This window comes from Vallitalea okinawensis, from assembly GCF_002964605.1.
Classification (GTDB): Bacteria; Bacillota; Clostridia; order Lachnospirales; family PQDH01; genus Vallitalea_A; species Vallitalea_A okinawensis.
Window position 1 is genome coordinate 227,892 of record NZ_PQDH01000007.1, and the last position, 22,553, is coordinate 250,444.

Here is a 22,553-nt window from a genome sequence, read left to right on the forward strand (position 1 = left end):
TATTATTTTCCTAACATTCTTAATATCTGTATAAAAGACGCTTGGACTTTTGGTTCGCTATATCTCAACTTAGGATTATTGGCTTCTACGGCTTCTATATACTTCTCTATGATCGAATTATATCTTCCCACTTCAAATAAGCGTAAGAATCGGTTATCTTTATTCTTCATTCTCTTGATATCAGAATAGAAGTATGATTGTTTATTCATCCATTTATATTTAGTTCTTAACATATGTTGGTTAAAGCCTGTAGCGTATAATCCTGGCTCAATAATAGATACTGTAATGTAAATGCCCTTTTTACTAAGCCTCTTCATTTCAGCCTGCAATGAACCAGCTATTGCTTCTAATGCATACTTTGTTGCAGCATAAGGTGATAAAAAAGGTATCGACATACGACCCGCTAAAGAAGTTATAAAGATTACTCTTCCTTCTTTTCTCTTCACCATATCTTTGAGCACTTCTTGAGTTATAGCTATATTTGAGAATACATTCGTTTCAAAGGTAGAACGATATTTCTTTAACGGTACTTCTGCTACTGAACCACTCTCACCAATGGCAGCATTATTTATCAAAGTATCTATTTTATACTGATGAACCAACTGCCTATGGCTTTTATTACGTATGTCTAATTTGAAGGCTTTGAGAGGTATTTTTTCTATTAAAGCTATTTTATTAAGAAGCTTAGCTTCTCTTTTATACTGCGTTGTTGCATAAACATGATGACCTCTATGCGCTAATGCAATCGCTGCCTCTCTCCCAAGGCCAGTACCCGAACCCGTTATTAACACATGCTTTTTCATCTCAATCTCCATCCTGAGTATTTTATTTAAATCAGCTATCTTTAATTAATTATTCCCAGGTTAAAGATATTTCACTCTCTAATTGAAGGGATCCATGACTATATAAGGGCGCATCATTTCGTGATCCTCATGTTCTAATATATGGCAATGCCATACATAACGACCTGTAAAGGGAATGAACCGGGTAATAAATCTTGTAATTTCTCCTGGATTAGCTTTTACAGTATCCTTCCATCCTCGTTCATTTAAATCAGGTAATCGGATAGGTCCAGTTGTAACAATTTCCCCTGTTTCTTTATAATAATCAAGATCAAAAGGTTGCCTATCCAATATAAGGAAGCTGACTAAATGTAAGTGTATGGGATGGGTTGAATTTGCGATATTGATCAGATTCCATACTTCAATATCTCCTAACTTTGGCTCTATAGATATCGGTGCGGACCATTGCTCATTATCCAAGAGAAGAAAGGAACGACCATATTGATCTTTATTACTAACGAGAGTAAGGTAACGAATGACATTAGCTTGCGATTCTAACAATGGAATGATTTTTGTCAAGCGATAAGGTATCACACTCTCATCTGGACATTCAATTGGTAATGTTACTTTGAATTGCATGATTTGACCCGTTGTTTCCTTATCTACCGGTGCACCATTAGGAAATGTGGCAGGTGCATCATTGGTAAGGATAATTTCTTCACCCCAATACTGTGAGAAATCCAATATAACATCTGCCCGTTCTCCTGGTCCAAGTAAAATTTCTTCAGTCATTACTGGCGAATCTAGAAAACCATCATCTGTACCAATCTGATAAAAAAGCTGTTTGGTAGATAATTTCATGTTATAGAATCTTGAATTAGATCCATTAACCATACGGAATCGATATTTTCTAGGTTCTACTTCTAAATAGGGCCACACTTTACCGTTAACCAAGATATTATCGCCAAAAAAATGATTGACTATAGAAGGGTATACGCCAGGTATTGGTGGATCGGGTTCACTAGGGTAATAGAGGGAACCATCATCATTAAAACTTCTATCTTGAATTAATAGTGGCATTTCATAAGGTCCTCTAGGTAAATTGAGAAAAGCTTCACGAGGGTCACGAATAATATAGACACCGGCTAATCCTGCATACACATTAAGCCTAGTTATCCCCATAGCATGTGAATGATACCATAGCGTAGCTCCTCTTTGTATATTGGGATAGTCATATATCTTCCTTGAAAAATAAGGTCCTACTTCTTCATACCCATTAGTAAACCATGCTTCAGGATAACCATCACTTTCTGGTCTTACAACACCTCCATGTAAATGTATAACTGTTCGTACCCTTGGCTTATCAGCTTCAGCACCATGTATGGTTGTATCCACTGGTAATAAGTGTTTCTTTGGAAGTTCGTTCATCCACTTTACTTTTATAGGTTTATATCTCTTTACATCAAAGATTGGTCCAGGATACTTCCCCTCAAATCCCCATACAGTAGTAGGCGGTAAATCCCTATGAAGTTTTTGTTCTATTTGTTGCATACGTACTTCATAATAAGGAATACCTTCCATTTCACCTATTGGCTCAATTGTATCTAATCGAGGCAGATCATCAACGTATTTAGCCAGCTTCATAACTCTATCCCTCCTACTCTACTCTGTTGCTATTACTCCATAGTATCGTTTATTAATACTTCATAAGGTCGCATCATTTCGTGATCCTCATGTTCTAATATGTGGCAATGCCATACATATAAGCCTGAAAAGGGTACAAATCGGGTAATAAACCTTGTAATTTCTCCTGGATTAGCCCTTACGGTATCTTTCCATCCTCTCTCATTCAAATCTGGTAACACGGCTGGTCCAGTCATAACGATTTCACCAGTTTCCTTAAAATGATCTACATCAAAAGGTTGCCTATCCAATATTAATAAGCTTACTAGGTGCAAATGAATTGGATGTGTTGAGTTAGCAACATTGATAAGATTCCAGACCTCGATATCACCTAGCTTGGGTGCTATGGATATTGGCTCCATCCACCTCTCGTCATCTAAGAGAAGAAAAGCTCTCCCATATTGATCTTCATTCCTAACAAGGGTCAGGTAACGTATTGTATCAGCTTCTGATTCTCGCAAAGGTATTATTTTAGTCAAACGATAGGGTATCCTGCTCCTATCTGGACATTTCAGTGGTACTGTTACTCTAAACTGCATAATTTGACCTGTTGTATCTTGATCAACAGGTTCACCATTAGGGAAAGATGAAGGTGCATCATTGGTTAAAACTATCTCTTCCCCCATTTGTCCTGAGAAATCCAATATCACATCTGCTCGTTCAGCTGGGGCAAGTAAAATTTCCTCAGTCATTACTGGTGAATTAAGAAAACCATCATCGGTTCCAATTTGATAAAAGGGTTGATTAGAAGAAAGCCGCATTCTATAAAAGCGTGAATTAGAACCATTGATTATACGAAACCGATACTTTCTTGGTTCTACTTCTAAGTACGGCCATACTTTGCCATTAACCAAAATGTTCTCTCCAAAAAAGTCGGATACAACTGATGGATCAACACCAGGAATAGGCGGATCTGGTTCACTAGGGTAATAAAGAGAGCCATCATCATTGAAACTTCTATCTTGAATTAATAATGGCATTTCATAACAACCTATAGGTAGATTAAGAAAAGCCTCTCGGGGACTCCGTATGATATATGGTCCTGCTAACCCAGCATAGACATTAAGTCTCGTTATACCCATTGCATGGGAATGATACCACAACGTCGCACCTCTTTGTATATTGGGATAATCATAAATCTCCCTTTCAAAAAAAGGTCCCACTTCCTTATATCCATTTGTATACCATGCTTCTGGATAGCCGTCACTTTCTGGTTCAACTACACCCCCATGAAGATGTATCACTGTACGAACTCTTGGCTCGTTAGGTCCCGCACCATGAATGGTTGTATCCACTGGTAGTAAATGCTTATCTGGAAGGTCATTGATCCATTTGACTTTAATAGGTTCATATCTATCTACATCAAAAACAGGACCAGGAAATTTTCCTTCAAATCCCCATACTGTAGTAGGAGGTAAATCTCTATGGAGCTTTTGCTTTACTTGGCGCATATGTACTTCGTAGTAAGGAACGCCGTCTAATTCACCTATTGGTTCAAGAGTATCTAATCGTGGTAGCGGATCAACATATTTAGTTAGCTTCATCATTCTATTCCCCTGTTTCATATAAAGCATCTAATATATTCATATTATGCTTCAACTTGTCTGTGAACATTTTTCAAAATTTTTTTCATTCAATGCTTAAGGTAATATGTAAACTCATTGTATTCAATGAATAAAAACATAAGGACAGGCTAATATAATACTGTATTTATATTTTAATTGAAAGGACAATGCTTATGAAAACTACAGATGAAATGATTACTACTATATTAACTACACCTTTATCTGAACAACAAAATGAACTTATTATAGACTTTTTGAAAGAAAATGATTTTAATTGCCTTGAAGATTTAGAAAGCTGTTTAGAAACAGTACCAGATCCAGATCTAACACAACTTTATAATGAACTATTCATGAATGAAGAGGAAGAGATTGTACAAGATGAATGGTAAAATAACGGGATAAGGTGTATAAACCTTATCTTTTTTTGAAAAAAAATATTTTGAAATTTCTAATCATAAGCATATTCAAAGGCTTGACCACATATATATGTAGTGTAATTCCCACCAAGCTAAGATCTAGCAAAAATCTAAAAAAATATGAAGGAGTGTTTTTATGAAATTTAAGTTTCTATCCATCTTACTAATTTTACTACTAAGTTTTTCATCTGTTTTAACAGTTTTAGCAGAACCCGATACCGAAAAAATAACATGGAGTAAAAAACATGGAACACCTGAATTTATAGCTGGGGAATTAACTAATTCATCAAATGAAAATGCCGAAGATATCCTTTTTAATTACTTAACAAACAATAAAGAAAAGTTTAAGTACGGTGAAGGTAATTCTAAAGAATCTTTTGCCATTCTCTCCAAAGGAACAGATGCTCTAGGATATACTTACTTTAGATTACAACAAATGTATAAAAATGTACCTATTTATGGTTCAACCCAGACAGCTCACATTAACGAAGATGGAGTACTTACTAGTATTTCTGGAGCAGTTATTCCTGAACTTCATAAGCAGGATAAATTGAAGCTAACTAAAAAAATAAGTAAAAAAGATGCTATAGAAACCGCTCAGAATGATTTAAGTTTTGAACCTGAATATGAACAAGACCCAAATGCGGATTTAGTCATCTATTATAGTGAAAATGAAGCTACATATGCTTATCTAGTTAATCTAAACTTCTTATATCCCGAACCTGGAAATTGGAATTATTTTATCGATGCAGTATCTGGTGAAATAATTGATAAGTATAATTCTATTTATTATCCAAGGCCATCACCTGTCCCCACTACAGGAGATGACCTATTAGGAACTGGTACAGGAGTTTTAGGTGATGTAAAAGACATTAACACTTTATTATCATCTTCCGTTTATTATTTAGTTGATCGTACCCGTGGTGATGGTATTCAAACTTTTGACGGTGCTAGTAAGACCAGACTTCCTGGAACCATATGGTCTGATGGTGATAATATACTTAATGATACTTATGATCGTGCTGCTGTCGATGCTCAACACTATACTGCCATAACATATGATTACTATATGAATACATTTGGCAGAAACAGTTTTGATGATAACGGCGCTTTGATTAAGGCAACTGTGCATTATGGAAGAGATTATAATAATGCTTTTTGGAATGGCTATCAAATAGTATTCGGAGACGGTGATGGAATTGAATTGATTGAAGTCTCTGGTTCATTAGATGTTATAGCTCATGAATTAACTCATGCTGTTACTGAATATACAGCTGATCTAATCTATAAAGATGAATCTGGTGCTTTAAATGAAGCCATGTCAGATGTTTTTGGGACTTCAGTTGAATTCTATGCTAATAACAATCCCGATTGGTTATTGGGAGAAGATGTATATACTCCTGCAATACCTGGAGATGCATTCAGATCAATGGAAGATCCCACATTGTTCGGAGATCCAGATCACTATGATGATCGCTATATTGGTACTTTAGATAATGGTGGTGTTCATTGGAACAGTGGTATCATTAATAAGACTGCCTACTTGATTAGTGAAGGAGGCTCTCATTATGGCGTAGTAGTTAGCGGTATTGGAATGGATAAAATGGGGGCTATATTCTATCGTGCTCTCACACAGCACTTAACTGCTTCTTCTACATTTAGTCAGGCTCGAGCAGCTTTAGCCCAATCTGCTGCTGAATTATACGGTGCTGGTAGTCAAGAAGTACAAACAGTAAATAATGCATTCGATTCTGTTGGTGTATATTAATTAAGGATTTTGAAATTAAATGAATAGAAGCAATTAAAGGTAGGGTCTGCATAAGCCCTACCTTTAATTTCTCTTATTCATTCAGTTTCTTACTATTCTTTTTGAAGAGTCCTTGATATGCAATGATACCTGCAATTAAATAGGCTACTGTCTTTGGAATCATCAGCATTCCAATTGTAGGCATTAAATAAGCAAATAATATAACTGGGATGTAGAAAACAAATATAACTTATTCATATAAAAAAAACAGATTATCATGGTATTATTAGTACCATGATAATCTCGTTTTTCAATGTTAGTATATTTTCTAGATCATTGCTTCAAATCATATCCCTCACAGGATAATATCTTTGGTAGCTTATTAGGTTTCTTATATATTTAAATTCTTTCTCTCTCTTCATAATGAGTATGAAGAAGTTCGTGAGCTAATTTTCCATATGGTTCTCCTAAATATTCTTCATAAAGTTTTAGAATCTCTGGATTTTCGTGAGATTTTCTTAATTTCTTGCTTCGGTCCTCTCTATAAATAGCTTCTTGACGCTTTTTAACGATTTCATCATTACCATGATGATATGGTTGACCACCGCCACCAATACATCCTCCTGGGCAAGCCATAATTTCAATTGCATCATACTTCGACTTACCTTCTCGAATGCTTTCTAATAGTTCACGTGCATTTCCAAGACCATGAGCAATACCTATGTGGAGCTCATTGCCACCAACATTAACCGTTGCCTCTCGGAGTCCTTCAATTCCCCTTAATTGAGTAAAATCAACGTTTTCTAGTTCTTCGCCTGTGATCCATTCATAAGCAGTACGGATGGCAGCTTCTATAACACCACCGGTGGTACCAAAGATAACTGATGCACCTGTAGATTCACCCATGAGACGATCAAAATTACCTTCTGGAAGATTTGCAAATTCCATTCCCGCCTCTTTGATCATGGCTCCTAATTCTCTTGTTGTTACAACTATATCTACATTATCGTTGTCATCCTTTGTAAGTTCTGGACGCTTAGCTTCAGCTTTCTTAGCAATACATGGCATGATTGATACCACTACGATGCTATTAGGATCAATGTTATTTTTCTCAGCATAATAAGTCTTGGCAATTGTTCCAAACATAATATGTGGTGACTTACAAGTTGATGGTATCTCTAAAAGTTCTGGGAATTGATGCTCAATGAACTTAACCCATGCAGGACAGCAACTCGTCAACATCGGTAAAGTCTTATTATTATTCATACGGTAGATAAGCTCAGATGCTTCTTCCATAATTGTTAAGTCAGCTCCAAAATCTGTATCAAAGACTGCATCAAAGCCCATACGTTTAAGAGCAGTAACCAATTGACCTGTTACAATGGTTCCTGGTTCCATATCAAAGAGTTCTCCGATAGCAACTCGAATAGCTGGAGCTGTCTGCACAATAACATGTTTATCAGGATCATTGAGAGCTTCCCAAACTTTATCAGTATGGTTAACCTCTGTAAGAGCTGCTGTTGGGCATACAGCAACACACTGGCCACAATAGGTGCATGAAGAATCAACCATAGGAATATTAGCAAATGGTCCTACAAAGGCATCAAAACCTCGACTAATTCCTGATAAGATACCACATGTTTGTACTTCATTGCACATGGTCTCACAGCGTCTGCAATAGATACATTTATTTGCATCCTTAACGATAGCATCACTGGAAAGATCCTTCGGATAGTCCATTCTCTCCCCTTCCCACTTAATTTCCCTTACACCAAGTTCTGCGGCTAGGGCTTGTAATTCACACTGAAGATTCTTTGGACAAGTAAAACACTCATTTGGATGATTGGATAAAAGAAGTTCTACTGCCATCCTACGAGCTGTTATAGCTTTCAGTGAATCTGTTCGAATTTCCATACCATCTGCAACTTTAGTAACACAAGATGGAACTAAATTATCTCTACCAGGGGCTTCTACCATACATACCCTACAAGACGCAGTCTGATTAACCATCTTTAAATCATGTAAATCAAGATGGCATAAGGTAGGAATTCTTATCCCTGCTTCTTGAGCGGCTTCTAGTATGGTTATCCCTTCTGGAACTTGCATAATTTGCTCATTTATTTTTATTTGCACCATTTTCTTTTCATCAGACATAATGTTTTCACCTCACTCCTTTTATGCATTTACTTTTACTTTATTCTTAGCATGATCATTATTTGTTGGAGTATCAACATCCTTAATCAGTTTCATATACTCATCAGGAAAATGCTTTAATGTACTTAATACAGGGTTAGGCGCTGTTTGACCTAATCCACATAATGAACTTCCCTTAATCATATAAGACAATTGCTTCAAAGCATCGATATCTGCCATGGTACCCTTACCATCACTTATCTTCTCAAGAAGCTCAAACATACGTTTCGTTCCAATACGACATGGTGTACAGCGACCGCATGACTCATCCATTGTAAACTCAAGATAAAACTTGGCTACATTGACCATGTTATCTGTTTCATCCATAACAATCATACCACCTGACCCCATCATGGAACCTCTTTCACGAAGACTATCATAATCAATTGGTGTATCCAATTCGTTTTCAGTAAGAACGCCGCCTGATGGTCCACCAGTTTGTACTGCCTTGAATTTACGGCCACCTTGAATACCTCCGCCAATATCATAAATAATTTCACGCAATGTTATTCCCATTGGTACTTCAACAAGACCAACATTATTAATTTTTCCTGCCAAAGCGAATACCTTGGTTCCTTTACTTTTCTCAGTTCCCATAGATGCATACCATTCTGCTCCTCTAGTAATGATCGGAGGAATATTAGCAAATGTTTCAACATTGTTCACACAGGTTGGATGTCCCCAGTAACCTTCTTGTGCAGGATAAGGTGGTTTATAATTAGGTTCGCCACGCTTTCCTTCGCATGAATTAATAAGTGCAGTTTCTTCACCACAAACAAAGGCTCCTGCACCAAACTTTAGATCAATATCGAAGCTAAAATCTGTACCAAATATATTCTTACCTAATAAACCAGCTTCTCTAGCTTGTTCAATAGCAGTTCTTAATCTGGATATCGCAAGAGGATACTCCGCACGAATATAAATGATACCTTTATCTGCTCCTATGACATATCCTCCAATAGTCATTGCCTCTAGTACGCTGTGGGGATCACCTTCTAAAATACTTCTATCCATAAATGCTCCTGGATCACCTTCATCTGCATTACAGATCATGAACTTAACATCACTTTCTTGTTTCTTGGTTATTTCCCACTTCAACCCTGTAGGGAATCCACCACCACCACGGCCTCTAAGCCCTGAATCTTTGACTGCTTCCACAACTTCTTCTCTTGTCATTTCTGAAATAGCTTTTCCTAATGCCTCATATCCACCTACAGCTATGTATTCATAGATGTCTTCTGGATTGATTAAGCCACAATTTCTAAGAGCAACACGAAGTTGTTTTTTATAAAAAGGCATGTCCTCTTGTTTATTAATTGTTTTATCTTCATTAGGTTCTTTATAAAGGAGTCTTTCAACTCTTCTACCTTTGATAATGTGCTCGTCAATAATTTCTTTGGCATCCTTTGGTCCAACGCGGACATAGAAAACGTTATCAGGTTCTATCTTCACAATAGGACCTTGCTCACAGAAACCAAAACAACCGGTTTGTATAATCTCAACCTCATCAGCATATCCTCGTGCTTTTGCAATAAGTTGAAGATTTTTCATGACTTTTTCACTTTCACTTGCTAAACAGCCTGTACCGCCACAGACCATTATATTGGTGCGTGCTTTTTCCATAGCTATCCTCCTATCTCAAATTTGATTATGCTCTTTCAAAATCCACATTAATAATCATATTCTTAACTGGTTCGCCACCCTTGATGTGTTTTTCAATGATATTATGAACTTTGTTTTCCTTTACATTCCCATAGAGTACAGGAGTTTCGCCAGGAATATTAACTTGGACAGTTGGTTCTGAATGACAATAGCCTATGCAGCCTACAGGTATCACTTTAACATTATCCAAATTTTCATCACCTAACTCTTTCATAAATGCATTAAGAGTTTCTCTTGCTCCAGATGAAATTCCACAGGTTGCCATACCAATCAGAACTTCAATATGCTCGGTAGCTCCTTGTCCATGTTGTCTTAACTTCACCTTCTCCATAGATTCTTCTTTAATTTTTCTTAATTCATCTAAGGATTTAATCTTCATGTGTTGACCTCCTCAATCCTCGAATATCTAACTACGGTAAGTCTCGATAATTTCATCAATTTCTTCTTCTTTTACACGACCATAAACTTTGTCATCTACAGTTACAACTGGCGCAAGCCCACAAGCACCGATACAACGAACGTCTTTTAGAGTAAACAGACCATCATCCGTAATTTCATTTGATTCAATACCCAGCTTTTCTTTAAAACCTTCAATGATCTTATCTGCACCTCTAACAAAACATGCAGTTCCCATACATACACTTATGGTATGCTTACCTCTAGGTTTTGTAGTAAAGTAGGAATAGAAACTTACTACACCAAACACTTCTGCACCAGGTATACCTAATTTTCTTGCCACATAAAGCTGAACATCTCTAGGAAGATATCCAAAAATACTTTGGGCTTTATGAAGGATTTCAATTAAAGCTCCCTTAGTTGTTTCCATGTTATCAATAAATTCTTCCAGCTCATCGAACTTCTCTTGTGGTAAGTCTTCACTTACAGGTTTTGTTACACTTATCTCTGCTGGTTTTGTCATACTATCCACCTGCTTCAATATATTTTTGTTATTTCTTTACATATCAATTTTATTATGTACAAAAAAGTAGTTTTTATAGCTTGCTATTCATATTTCTTGAATTTATTATTTTTTTATATTACTATATTGTAATATTCTAATATTGTGTTATAATAGACGTAGTCATATGATTAATACTTAATTACCGAAACTTGTACTTGATATTATTATGAGTTCGAGATACAGGGTTTCTTATATGAAGGAGTTGAAAGAATGGATATTTCATCATTAATTATGTATGTCCTAGCAATCATTTTATTAATTATTTCGTTTATCAAAGATAGAAGCAAAACTAAGAAGGCCATCAAAAAGGGGTGGATGGCTTTTAAAAAAATAGTTCCAGTTCTTGTCCCATTGTTTTTAATTGTAGGGATTGTCTTAACAGTTGTTACACCAGATATGATTGGTTCCCTACTAGGTGAGCAATCCGGATTTATTGGAGTGCTTATTGGCTTGGTTACTGGTTCAATAGCCTTTATGCCACCATTTGTAACCTATCCTCTAGGTGTAGAACTATTAGATAAAGGTGCTGGTTACCCTCAAGTTGCTGCTCTTGTTACAACACTCATGGCGGTAGGTTTAGTTTATTGGTCCGCAGAAACTAAATTCTTTGGTACCAAATCTACAATCCTACGTAATGGTTTAGCTTTTATAGCTTCTATAACAGTAGCATTAGTAATCTGGGGGGTGATGTAAATGAAGAAAAATAGAACACTTATTATCGCATTAGCTTTAATCGGTATATTATCCATTTATGATTTATCTCTAGGTCTTCAATCCATTACATCTGCCACTAGTCAGTTCATTACGATGTTAAAGATTGTGCCACCAATTTTTCTATTAATCGGTTTACTAGATGTCTGGGTTCCGCGTGAAACAATGATTAAAATTATGGGCGAAAAGTCTGGTATTGTCGGTATACTTATAGCCTTTGTATTTGGTACGCTAGCTGCTGGTCCATTAGTGGGTGCTTTCCCACTGGCTATGGTTATGTTAAAAAAAGGAGCTCGTTATGCCAATGTCCTCTTTTTCCTTATGATATGGGCAAGTGCTAAACTACCGATTTTGTTTTATCAAGTTACCACACTTGGGCTAAAATTTACCGTAGTATCCAATATAACATTGATTATTGTCTATTTGATTGGTTCTTTTGCAGTCGAAAAATTATTTACTAAAGATGAAATGATAGAAATCTATGATCGTGCAAAAGAATACTCTAAATAGTTCTTGATATTTACTAAAAAAGATAAGGAAGTGATAGATATGTCAAAACGTTATGATATTGCAATTGTAGGTAGTGGTCCTGCTGGACTTCAAGCTGCCCTAAATGCACAAATAAGAAAGAAAAGCTTCATCTTATTTGGTTCAAAAGACTTAAGTAAAATGATTACAAAGGCTCCACAAGTAAACAACTATTTGGGTCTACCATCCATTACTGGTGAAGAATTGAAAGATAAATATACAGAACACTTAGATGATATGGGTATCCAAGTTACAGAAGATAAGATAAATAGCGTCTTCTCCATGGGGGATTATTATATATTAACCGGTAATGATAACAAGATGTATGAAGCCAACAGTGTTATTATTGCTACCGGAATTTCTTTTGGAAAACCTTATAAAGGCGAAGAAGATTTCCTGGGAAAAGGTGTAGGGTATTGTGCCACATGCGATGCACCCCTTTATAAAGACAAGGTAGTGACTATCATTGGCCAACATAAGGAAGCCGAAGAAGAGGCTAACTATGTCAGCGAGCTAGCAAGTAAAGTTTACTACTTGCCACTTTATAAAGATCAATATAATCTCAATGATAAAGTAGAAATAATAGAAGGTCGACCTGTCGAGATAAAGGGCGATATTAAAATCAATAAACTAGTGACCACTGAGGACGAAATAGAAACTGATGGATTATTTATATTACGTGAAAGCATCTCTCCAGGTCAGCTTGTCCCAGGACTTAAAATGGATGGTAAGCATATCAAGGTTAATCAAGATATGGAAACTAATCTACAAGGCCTATTTGCAGCTGGTGATATAACCGGTAAGCCTTATGGTTATATACGAGCTGCTGGTCAAGGATATGTGGCATCATTAAATGCTGTTAATTATGTCAAAAGTGCATAGAAGTTTGTATTAAAGAAATAGAGAACCAACAAGTCTACTTGTCGGTTCTCTATTATAATTTTCAATATAGTTTTAATTAGACGAATCTATCTTGAACTTTTTAATCTCATCTAATAAATTCTTAGATAAATCATGTAATTCATCAGCATAACCAGCCACTTCCTCAATAGCAGATAATTGCTCCTCTGTAGCGGCAGATGCTTCTTCAGTTGATGCTGCTGTTTGTTGAGATATTGCGGATAAGTTATCGATCATACTGATTATTTTATCTTTTTTCTCTTCCATGCTCATATTATACTCGACTACTTGAGAAATTTTATTTTTAAGATTCAATATGGAGACAGAGATATCATTGAAAATAGTCTTTGTATCTCCTACAATAACACTTTGCTCATCCACTATAACTTTAGTCTTCTCAATAGAATATACTGCATTTTGAGAATTATTTCTAATCTCTTGTAATATATTATGGATTCCTGTTACAGCATTTGATGACTGTTCTGCAAGTTTTCTTATTTCATCAGCTACTACTGCAAATCCTTTTCCTGCTTCTCCAGCTCGTGCCGCCTCAATGGAAGCATTAAGGGCTAGTAGATTAGTCTGTTCTGCAATTTGCTTAATGGTATCTGTGATAACTTCTATTTGCATTGTACTATCGTTTACTTGTACAATCATTTCATTCACTTCATAAGTTGATTGACTGGTATCAGTTGATTTTTGATCTAATAGGTTAACGACTTCTAACCCCTTAGTTGTTAATTGATCTGTATTGTTATACACATCATTCATCTCACTAGAAATAACTGATACGCCTTCTATTTCTTTTCCTAACTCACTAATTTGATCCGCTCCCTCAGATATATCTCCTGCTTGTTCACCTGAACCATTGGCAATTTCTGAAATAGTTATTGCAATTTCTTCTGTAGCTTTTGCTGTTTGTGTCGTTATATCACTCAGTGAATTCGATGCTTTTAATACATGATCACCAGAATGATCGACTTCGCTGATTAATGCTTTAAGGTTAATCACCATTTTATTGAAGGAACTTGTTAGGTATCCTGTCTCATCATTATTTTTGTTAACAATCGTATTGACCGTCAAATCTCCTTCTGCCACTTTTTCTAATGCATACATAATAGATTTAATTGGTCTAGATATGTGCCTAGCAAATAACAGAATAATAATTAAACCAATCACAAAAGAAAGACCAACTATAGTGATTAAAATTGCAATAATTCTATTTGAACCCTTATTGAAATCTAATTTATATGTACCAGCCACAACAATCCAATCCCACTCGGGGTCATACTCTGCATATGTAATCTTAGGTCCTATTTTATCTGAACCAGGTAATGTCCAACTATATTCTGTAAAGCCTCCACCTTGTTTGGCTTTATTAATAATTTCTTTGGCAAATAATAGCTTATCCTTTGATTTATCAACAGATTCCCAACTGTTGCCCCCCTCTGTTGAAGGATGTAAAACCTTGTTCCCTTGGCTATCATAGATAAAAAAATAACCATATTCACCTAAATCAATATCTTTGTTGATAGATCGAGTTCCATCTGCTTTTTGCTCACCTACCAGCATTACTTTAACTTCTTCTTGTGCCTGTTCCGCTGGTAAATCGTTTCTTTCTACTTCCTCTTGCTTCAACTCTATAAGTTGCATAGCTTGCCTTACACTATTTTTTAAAATTACTTTTCCCTTTTCATCTAACTCAGATTTTGATGATCTAAAGCTTTGAATGCCAATAATACTGCTAGGCACAATTAATAATAGTAAACAGATGATTAAAAGCTTACTATAAATAGTTTTTGTCTTATTCATGCTCAATCTCCTTGTCTGTCAATTTTAATGTTATTATAAAGTCACTCTTATATAATATCGGCCTTTATTGGTCAATCAAATATATATCAAAGAATTTAATCTAATTTTTAAGTTAAATAGATAGAGGTGATTCATAAATTGAACCACCTTAATCTATACCTTAGTTAATTAAATTTTTGCAAAATCTTAATGATCCTCTAAATAGAATATTTTTTTAGTTGCAAAAACAGCTAGTAAAGCTCCTATGATAGGAAAGACAATATAAAGCCATAATGATGACACATGTCCAGATATCAGTGCTGGACCTAAAGACCTAGCTGGATTAAATGACCCTCCTGATATAGGACCAATAATTAAGGCACCAACCATAACAGTGATCCCTATTGCAATACCTCCGAAACGATCATCTGCACGATTATCAACAGCCGCTCCCAATATAACCACCATTAAAATAAATGTGTAAATAAGTTCAACTGCTAAGGCTACAGTGATTTCGTTATCAAATAATGCATCGTTAGGTAGTGTTGCTCCAAGTGTAGCTATATTACCAAACATGACTTTTAATAAAATGCTTGCCAAAATTGCTCCTATAACTTGTGATGCAATATACAACATCATATCTTTTGTACTTAATCTTTTTATGGACCATAACGCTATAGATACTGCTGGATTAAAGTTGGCTCCTGAGATTTTTCGGAATGTATAAATAAGCATAGCTACAGTCAATCCAAAAGCAAAAGCTATTCCCAAATGTGTTATCACTCCCCCAAAAATTTCATTAACCATGATAGCTCCAGTACCATTAAATACTAATATAAATGTACCTATCAACTCACTTAAGTAAGCTGAATAATTTAGTCGTTGATGCATCTTAATCACCCTTCATATTTATCATTATTTTATAATTGCTTTCTTTCTAATTAATATCAACATAATTTTTCTATTTAAATCTAGTTTTAATGCACTTATAGATAATCTTTGTATATGCATTAATTAGAATATAATTATATCAAAATATAATGAAAGGTAAGTTAAGTGGAAATTAATCCTTTGTAAAGTTTATGTAAAGAAAAACTCTCAAAAAAACTGTCCGAAGACAGCCATTTTTAAATATGTAATTTTCTTTTTTCAGTTGGTGATATATTTTTGATCTGCTTATAAATACGGCTAAAATAACTGGTATCACGAAAGCCTACTTTGAAAGCAATCTCTCCTATACTCAAGTCTGTCGTTATGAGTAATCTATCCGCTTCTTGTATGCGTACAGAATTGATGTAGTGGGATACAGTATGCCCTGTCATCTGCTTAAACATGCGACAGAAATGGTATTTGCTCATATGGGCATGTTCACTAATGGATTCTAATGTTAACTCTATAGCAAAGTTCGCTTCAATATAGCTTAAGACCTTATTAAAGCGTTCCATATTTTTCATACGTTGCTTCACTTGACTATCTGTTAAGATGGTATCCACATGTTCTCGCATTAATAAAACAAAAAGACGGTAGAGCGTGGATTTAATGGCAAGCTCAAAGCCCATTTGTCGCTGAGTATATTCGCTGTTGATAGTTTCGATGCATTGACTTACTTCTTTGTCATTACTTATAAGATTCTTAAATAGAATGGTATTATCAATGATTGGGTTTATATATTTAGAATCGCATAAATCAATAATACGACTAGAAAGAATATGTGGATCAAGAATAATGCAATAATAGCGAACATTTTCTGATAAGTTGATAGCTGAATGAAGTTCATTACAGTTAACCACTATCAAGTCTCCACTTCTTACTACAAATGATTTATTATTACATTTACAAAGGGCTGAGCCTTCTGTAAAGTAAAGCAGCTCCATTTCTTCATGCCAGTGTGGATACACACAGCATTGGCTGACACCTTTCGTGTGTATGGGATTCACCTTCATAGAAAAATCAGGATTAGGCATAGTCATCGTTTCTCGAAGTTCCGCAGGTTTATCCATGATTCCGACTCCTTTATTTCACTCAAAAAAAGCAATATAATCCTAGTTTTGAGCAATTGAATGAATGCTGATAGCAACTATATATACTATAATAAACCACAAGATAGCAATTGTAAATAACGGGGTGGTTACACCGATTATAGAATGAATTGCACCTAAGCCTAACGCAATATATTTACAAAATTGAATGTTTAAATTATGTAATCATACCCACCGAAGATGATTTACTAGAATTATTATTGAATGGAGGAGTATACATGAAAAAAGTAAGAATTGGAATCATCGGAACAGGAAGTATTAGTGAAGCACATATTCAAGGTTATCAATGCATGGACCATGTGGAAGTAGTGGCTGCATGTGATTTAGATGAAGCCAAAGTGAAGCGTTATGCTAGCAAACATAACATTCCTCATACTTTTACAGATTATAACGAGATGCTAAAGATGAAAGGACTGGACGCAGTCAGCGTAACAACTTGGAACAATTCACATGCCCCTATCAGTATTGCAGCAATGAAAGCAGGTAAGGATGTACTTTGCGAAAAGCCCTTGGCTATGAATGCGAAAGAAGCTGAAGAAATGGTGAGAGTATCTAAAGAAACTGGCCAATTGCTCATGGTAGGCTTTGTTCGACGATTCGAAAGCAATGCTCAGTATATCAGAGAAGCTGTTGCTAATGATGAACTTGGTCAAATTTATTATGCCAAGACTGGTTACATACGTAAGTGGGGTAACCCAGGTGGGTGGTTCTGTGATAAGAATCGTTCTGGTGGTGGACCTGTTATTGATTTAGGGGTACATGTTATTGACTTGATACGTTACTTAACAGGAAAACCAAAACCTGTATCCATTATGGCATCAACCTTCAGTTATTTAGGAATGAAACCCAACATGAAAGGCATGAATAAGTATACATCCAGTGACTATGATGCCTCTAACCCCCATTGTGATGTAGAAGATGCAGCAACAGCATTAATTAAGTTTGATAACGGCATGACTTTATCCATTGAAACGAGTTGGGTGCTCCATACAAAAGAAAACAGTAATTATCTTATGCTCTATGGGGACAAAGCTGGTGTCAAAATGGAACCAGAATTAGAGTTCTATAAAGAAAGTAATCAATACTATATCAACGAAAAACCTGTTATACAAACTAAGGATGACTTTGCTCAGATTTTTGAAAGAGAAACAGCTCATTTTATAGATTGTGTTATGAATAATATACCTTGTATCAATCCTGGTCAAGATGGCGTTGAAATCATGAAGATCTTAGATGCTATTTATGAATCAGCTGAAACTGGTCATGAAGTGATCATTAAAAAATAGGGGGAATTAAAATGACTACAAATAAAATTGGTGTTATTGTCGATTCATTTCAATTAGGTTTAAGGGAAGGTATTAAGAAAGCAAAAGAAGTTGGTGCAGAAGGGATTCAACTCTATGCCGTTCGTGGAGAGATGGCACCAGATAATCTTGATTCAAAAGCTCGCCGAGAATTACTAGACTATATTAAGTCACATGGACTTGTAGTATCCGCATTATGTGGTGACTTAGGTGGTCATGGCTTCACTATTCAAGAAGATAATGTTGCGCGTATCGAAAAATCTAAGCGTATTATGGATTTAGCAAAGGATTTAGAAACAGATATAGTAACAACACATATCGGTGTTATTCCTCATGATACTACCCATGATCGTTTTGAAGTATTGCAAGCAGCATGTGAAGAATTGGGTCAATACGGTGATCAAGTGGGGGCTTATTTTGCTATAGAGACCGGACCGGAAAAAGCAGTTACATTAAAAAATTTTTTAGATAGCTTATCAAGTAAAGGAGTGCGTGTTAATTATGACCCCGCTAACCTTGTTATGGTGACAGGAGATGATCCTGTCCAGGGTGTTTATACTTTAAAAGATTATATCGTTCATACCCATGCGAAAGATGGTGTTCAATTACTGAAATCAGATCCCGAATTTATCTATAAGTGCTTTGCAGAATCCATGCCAGAAAACTTCCATGTTGATGAATATTTTCTAGAAAAACCCTTAGGTCAAGGAGCGGTAAACTTCAATGCCTATCTTCAAGCATTACGTGATATAAAATTTGGTGGCTTTTTAACCATCGAAAGAGAAGTTGGGGATAACCCCCAAAAAGATATTCAGGATGCGGTTAAATTTTTACAAAAACTAAGAGGTTAAGGAGATTTAAGATGAAATTTGGTGTAAGCTCTTACAGTTTTATAGGATTGGTTCAAGAAGGAGAACTAAAGCAGCTAGAAGTTATGGATAAGGCAAAAGAAATGGGTTTTGATACTATCGAATTTATTAATTTTATCCTTGAAGACGGAGAAACAGAAGAAGATTTTGCTATGAAAGCTTATAAGAAAAGCAAGGAAATAAAGTTACCTATTGAAAGTTATACCATAGGTGCTGATTTTCTCAATGGCTCTGGTGGTAATCTAAATGCTGAGATACAACGAGTAAAAAACCAAGTAGATATTGCTCGCTTATTAGGTGTAAATTCTATGCGTCATGATGCTACCATTGGTTTCCCAAAAGGACACAAGGAAGGTCGCTCCTTTGAAGATGCATTGCCTAGGTTGGTTGAAGGTTATCAAGCAGTAACAGAGTATGCAGCAGGTTTTGGGATTAAGACTATGGTTGAAAATCACGGTTTTTTCTGTCAAGATAGTCAACGTGTTGAACAGCTAGTTACAACAGTTAATCATCCTAACTTTGGTGTACTCATTGATATAGGAAACTTTGTCTGTGTAGACGAAGCCCCAGAAAAAGCAGTCGGTTTACTGATGCCCTATGCTTTTCATATTCATGCTAAAGATTTTCACATCAGATCTGGTATGCTACCTCCACCTGGAGAAGGATGGTTTGAATCAAGAGGTGGTAACTACCTCCGTGGAGCCATTATCGGTCATGGTAATGTGCCAATACTACAATGTCTCAAGATCATGAAAAAATCTGGCTATGACGGTGTGCTTTCTATTGAATTTGAAGGATTAGAAGACCCTATTCTAGGTATATCCATAGGTCTTAATAATTTAAAAAGGTATTTAGAGATGTAATGTAGGTATTTAAAAGGGGCTGTTCAAGACTAGCCCCTTTCTCTTACTTCTCTCTATGCACTTTCGTAGTTGATATCTTTTTCATCAATATTAAGTTCTTTCAGTACTTTCAATGATGCTTTAATCATTGGTTGAGGTCCGCACATATATACTTGATAATCTTTTAGATCGACTTTCTTCATGTAATCAGTAACGAAGCCCTTCTCACCTGTCCAGTTCTCATCAAAAGCTGCTACTTGAATAAATTCAAATTGATATCCTTCTTCTTCAAGTTGTTTAAACTCATCTACATAAATAAATTCATTTTTATAATTAGCACCATAAACTAATTTTATATTTTTAATATTATTGTCATTTCTAATTAGATCCGTTACTATTGGAATAAATGGTGTAATACCAATTCCGCCAGCCACTAGTAGTACATTCTTAGCATCTTTGTTAACAATTAGTTCATGACCCATTGGTCCTTCAAGCTCTATTTCATTACCTATCTTGAAGTTATCAAAAATCATGTTGGTACCATAGCCATCATCCATCTTTTTGATGGTTACACTTAATGCTGTGCCATCTTCATCATAGGATGATATGGAATAAGCTCTAAACATCTCAGGGTTATCTTGAATTTTAACCAGTATAAACTGTCCTGCTTCGTAATTAACTTTCTGAGGATCAACGAACTTGAAAGTATATTCAATAATATCATCTTTAAGTTTTTTGATATTGACTATCTTAGATTTAATACGTATTCTATTTTCATAACCTTCAAGGCTAACATGTTTATTAAGTACCTGCGCTACTTTTTTTGTTGCTAGTGTTAAAATACCGGCTGGACAATTCTCTACACATGTTGAACACTTAATACAAATATCACTATCAAATTGATTATTCTCAGAGAACTCATTATAAGGTTCTAGTTGCATTGGACATACTCTAGAACATTTACCACATTTATGACACATTTCAGCTTTTGTCACTGTTATTTTCTCATCAGTCATTTGGGTCACACCAACAGTCTTACCTAGCTTATAAGACAATCTCTGTAAGACACCCATAGGACAGAAATTACACCAAGTTCTAGGTGCAAAGATCAAAGCTAAAAGACCACCAAGAATAGTCACCATCAAATAACTACTCACAAATATAAGCCCTATTTTATCAAAAAATGCTAGGCTACCATAAATCCCAGCCACTTTAATAAATTTCGATATTAGTTTATATGAAAAGAAAATGAAAAAAGCAATGGCAAGCCACTTAGATTTAAAAAACTTAGGAATTTTAACATTTCTACTAATTGGCATTAATAATGAATCAAATAAACTACCATGAGCGCAGATGTTACCACACCAATACCGTCCTTTATAAAATGAATAAAGTATAAGACCGAGCATAACTGGAATAACTAGAAGCCCTAACTTAGGATACCACAAGCCTCCTATTGCTACTAATAACGTAAAGATGAATCCATATTTCCTGATTAAAGTAAAAGTCCGATTTGTTTTGATATTGAACGTTGCCAATATGTATACCCCCTAATAGCGTTATATTATAATATTACAATATATAGATTATATAATATATATATGCATTAAGTCAATACAAATATGTGCACAAATAATTGGTGATAAATTCTACCCAGTAGCTAATCTTTTACAACAGGCAGTTAATTGTTATAAATACTATTTCTTTATTGATGGGATTTTTAAAATGTAATGGGATTATTAATGGTATATAAATTCCATATTTCATGTACATTTTCCTACATTTACTTTATTACAACACTTAGATGGAGTATAATTGGTTTAAAGTATCTGAGATAATTTTAAGATTCGAAAAGAGAATAATGATAAAAAATACGCAAGGAGTGAGTAAAATGGTTAATAAAGAAAAAATAATACTTTTTCAAGGTGATAGTATTACAGATGCTGGACGTAAAAGAGAAGATGATTATGATTTAGGGACAGGATATGCAATGATGGCTGCGTCAATGTTCTCAGCAACATCCCCTGAAAAGAATGTAAAATTTTTAAATAGAGGTATTAGCGGAAACAGAGTCAAAGATTTGAAGTTTCGCTGGAAAGAAGATTGTATCAATTTGAATCCAGATATTATTTCTATATTGATAGGCATAAACGATTGCTGGAGAAGATATGATAGCAATGACCCTACTACAACAGTACAGTTTAAGGACGATTATCGATACATACTTCAACAACTAAAGGATAAAACAAAAGCTGAAATAATCCTCTGCGAACCCTTTGTATTACCTACTCCTGATGATAGAAAAAAATGGAGAGAAGACCTTGACCCGAAAATAAACGTAGTACGCGAGTTGGCAAGAGAATTTGGTACACATTTATTACCTTTAGATGGTATATTTAACCAAGTTTCCGTATATAAAGACCCTGATTTCTGGGCACCAGATGGAGTACACCCTTCTAATGCAGGACATGCTTTAATCGCTAAAGAATGGTTAAATTTGTTGAAGGATTCTCTAGATAAGTCATTATCTTTACTCTAGAAAATTTAGGGCTGCCAACTT

Annotated in this window: 20 protein-coding genes; 9 read left to right on the forward strand and 11 right to left on the reverse strand. The window is 35.2% G+C overall.

Annotation, left to right across the window (positions count from 1 at the left end):
- Positions 1-2: 2 nt before the first annotated feature.
- From C1Y58_RS18460 to C1Y58_RS18470, 3 genes are all read right to left on the reverse strand, one after another.
- The gene (locus C1Y58_RS18460; protein ID WP_105617691.1) at positions 3-803 is read right to left on the reverse strand and encodes an SDR family NAD(P)-dependent oxidoreductase; all 801 of its coding nucleotides are present in this window, start codon (positions 801-803) and stop codon (positions 3-5) included.
- 78 nt (positions 804-881) lie between these two features.
- Positions 882-2,426 (reverse strand): multicopper oxidase family protein, encoded by a 1,545-nt coding sequence (locus C1Y58_RS18465; RefSeq protein WP_105617693.1) that lies wholly within the window; start codon positions 2,424-2,426, stop codon positions 882-884.
- Between the two features lie 32 nt (positions 2,427-2,458).
- On the reverse strand, positions 2,459-4,012 hold the full coding sequence (locus tag C1Y58_RS18470; protein WP_242985430.1) for a multicopper oxidase family protein: 1,554 nt from the start codon (positions 4,010-4,012) through the stop codon (positions 2,459-2,461).
- A 191-nt stretch (positions 4,013-4,203) separates the two neighbouring features.
- Between C1Y58_RS18470 and C1Y58_RS18475 the strand changes: the two genes are divergently transcribed.
- Both C1Y58_RS18475 and C1Y58_RS18480 read left to right on the forward strand, forming a co-directional pair.
- Positions 4,204-4,419, forward strand: a complete 216-nt coding sequence (locus C1Y58_RS18475; protein WP_105617696.1) for a hypothetical protein — start codon at positions 4,204-4,206, stop codon at positions 4,417-4,419.
- A 163-nt stretch (positions 4,420-4,582) separates the two neighbouring features.
- On the forward strand, positions 4,583-6,214 hold the full coding sequence (locus C1Y58_RS18480; protein ID WP_105617698.1) for a M4 family metallopeptidase: 1,632 nt from the start codon (positions 4,583-4,585) through the stop codon (positions 6,212-6,214).
- Between the two features lie 378 nt (positions 6,215-6,592).
- Here the strand turns inward: C1Y58_RS18480 and C1Y58_RS18485 are convergent, their stop codons facing one another.
- From C1Y58_RS18485 to C1Y58_RS18500, 4 genes are read right to left on the reverse strand one after another with little or no spacing between them, the layout of a single operon-like run.
- On the reverse strand, positions 6,593-8,347 hold the full coding sequence (locus C1Y58_RS18485; protein ID WP_105617700.1) for an NADH-dependent [FeFe] hydrogenase, group A6: 1,755 nt from the start codon (positions 8,345-8,347) through the stop codon (positions 6,593-6,595).
- 21 nt (positions 8,348-8,368) lie between these two features.
- Positions 8,369-10,009, reverse strand: coding sequence for an NADH-quinone oxidoreductase subunit NuoF (gene nuoF, locus C1Y58_RS18490; protein WP_105617701.1), 1,641 nt, complete (start codon positions 10,007-10,009; stop codon positions 8,369-8,371).
- A gap of 25 nt (positions 10,010-10,034) precedes the next feature.
- Entirely contained in the window at positions 10,035-10,427 is a 393-nt protein-coding gene (locus C1Y58_RS18495) for a (2Fe-2S) ferredoxin domain-containing protein (RefSeq protein ID WP_105617703.1), read from the reverse strand.
- A 27-nt stretch (positions 10,428-10,454) separates the two neighbouring features.
- Complete coding sequence (locus tag C1Y58_RS18500; protein WP_105617705.1) at positions 10,455-10,967, reverse strand: NADH-quinone oxidoreductase subunit NuoE family protein; 513 nt, start codon at positions 10,965-10,967, stop codon at positions 10,455-10,457.
- 252 nt (positions 10,968-11,219) lie between these two features.
- On the opposite strand from C1Y58_RS18500, the gene C1Y58_RS18505 reads away from it, so the two are divergent.
- The 3 genes from C1Y58_RS18505 to C1Y58_RS18515 are packed head-to-tail and all read left to right on the forward strand — an operon-like array spanning position 11,220 to position 13,130.
- Positions 11,220-11,702 (forward strand): permease, encoded by a 483-nt coding sequence (locus C1Y58_RS18505; protein ID WP_105617707.1) that lies wholly within the window; start codon positions 11,220-11,222, stop codon positions 11,700-11,702.
- Positions 11,703-12,230 carry a permease gene (locus C1Y58_RS18510; protein ID WP_105617708.1) on the forward strand — a complete coding sequence of 176 codons (528 nt, stop codon included), beginning with the start codon at positions 11,703-11,705 and terminating at the stop codon, positions 12,228-12,230.
- A gap of 39 nt (positions 12,231-12,269) precedes the next feature.
- Entirely contained in the window at positions 12,270-13,130 is an 861-nt protein-coding gene (locus tag C1Y58_RS18515) for an NAD(P)/FAD-dependent oxidoreductase (protein WP_105617710.1), read from the forward strand.
- Between the two features lie 72 nt (positions 13,131-13,202).
- On the opposite strand, the gene C1Y58_RS18520 is transcribed toward C1Y58_RS18515, so the two are convergent.
- From C1Y58_RS18520 to C1Y58_RS18530, 3 genes are all read right to left on the reverse strand, one after another.
- The gene (locus C1Y58_RS18520; protein ID WP_105617712.1) at positions 13,203-14,960 is read right to left on the reverse strand and encodes a methyl-accepting chemotaxis protein; all 1,758 of its coding nucleotides are present in this window, start codon (positions 14,958-14,960) and stop codon (positions 13,203-13,205) included.
- A 186-nt stretch (positions 14,961-15,146) separates the two neighbouring features.
- The gene (locus tag C1Y58_RS18525) at positions 15,147-15,830 is read right to left on the reverse strand and encodes an MIP/aquaporin family protein (protein WP_105617713.1); all 684 of its coding nucleotides are present in this window, start codon (positions 15,828-15,830) and stop codon (positions 15,147-15,149) included.
- Between the two features lie 236 nt (positions 15,831-16,066).
- The gene (locus tag C1Y58_RS18530) at positions 16,067-16,939 is read right to left on the reverse strand and encodes an AraC family transcriptional regulator (protein ID WP_105617715.1); all 873 of its coding nucleotides are present in this window, start codon (positions 16,937-16,939) and stop codon (positions 16,067-16,069) included.
- A gap of 257 nt (positions 16,940-17,196) precedes the next feature.
- Between C1Y58_RS18530 and C1Y58_RS18535 the strand changes: the two genes are divergently transcribed.
- The 3 genes from C1Y58_RS18535 to C1Y58_RS18545 are packed head-to-tail and all read left to right on the forward strand — an operon-like array spanning position 17,197 to position 20,014.
- Positions 17,197-18,264, forward strand: a complete 1,068-nt coding sequence (locus C1Y58_RS18535; RefSeq protein ID WP_105617717.1) for a Gfo/Idh/MocA family protein — start codon at positions 17,197-17,199, stop codon at positions 18,262-18,264.
- 11 nt (positions 18,265-18,275) lie between these two features.
- A complete protein-coding gene (locus C1Y58_RS18540; protein ID WP_105617718.1) occupies positions 18,276-19,133 on the forward strand; it encodes a sugar phosphate isomerase/epimerase family protein in 858 nt (285 codons plus the stop codon).
- An 11-nt stretch (positions 19,134-19,144) separates the two neighbouring features.
- Positions 19,145-20,014, forward strand: a complete 870-nt coding sequence (locus C1Y58_RS18545; RefSeq protein ID WP_105617720.1) for a sugar phosphate isomerase/epimerase family protein — start codon at positions 19,145-19,147, stop codon at positions 20,012-20,014.
- A 53-nt stretch (positions 20,015-20,067) separates the two neighbouring features.
- Here C1Y58_RS18545 and C1Y58_RS18550 read toward each other — a convergent pair whose 3' ends face one another.
- Entirely contained in the window at positions 20,068-21,531 is a 1,464-nt protein-coding gene (locus C1Y58_RS18550) for an FAD-binding oxidoreductase (RefSeq protein WP_105617721.1), read from the reverse strand.
- Between the two features lie 353 nt (positions 21,532-21,884).
- Between C1Y58_RS18550 and C1Y58_RS18555 the strand changes: the two genes are divergently transcribed.
- Positions 21,885-22,532, forward strand: coding sequence for an SGNH/GDSL hydrolase family protein (locus C1Y58_RS18555; protein ID WP_105617723.1), 648 nt, complete (start codon positions 21,885-21,887; stop codon positions 22,530-22,532).
- Positions 22,533-22,553: the final 21 nt, after the last annotated feature.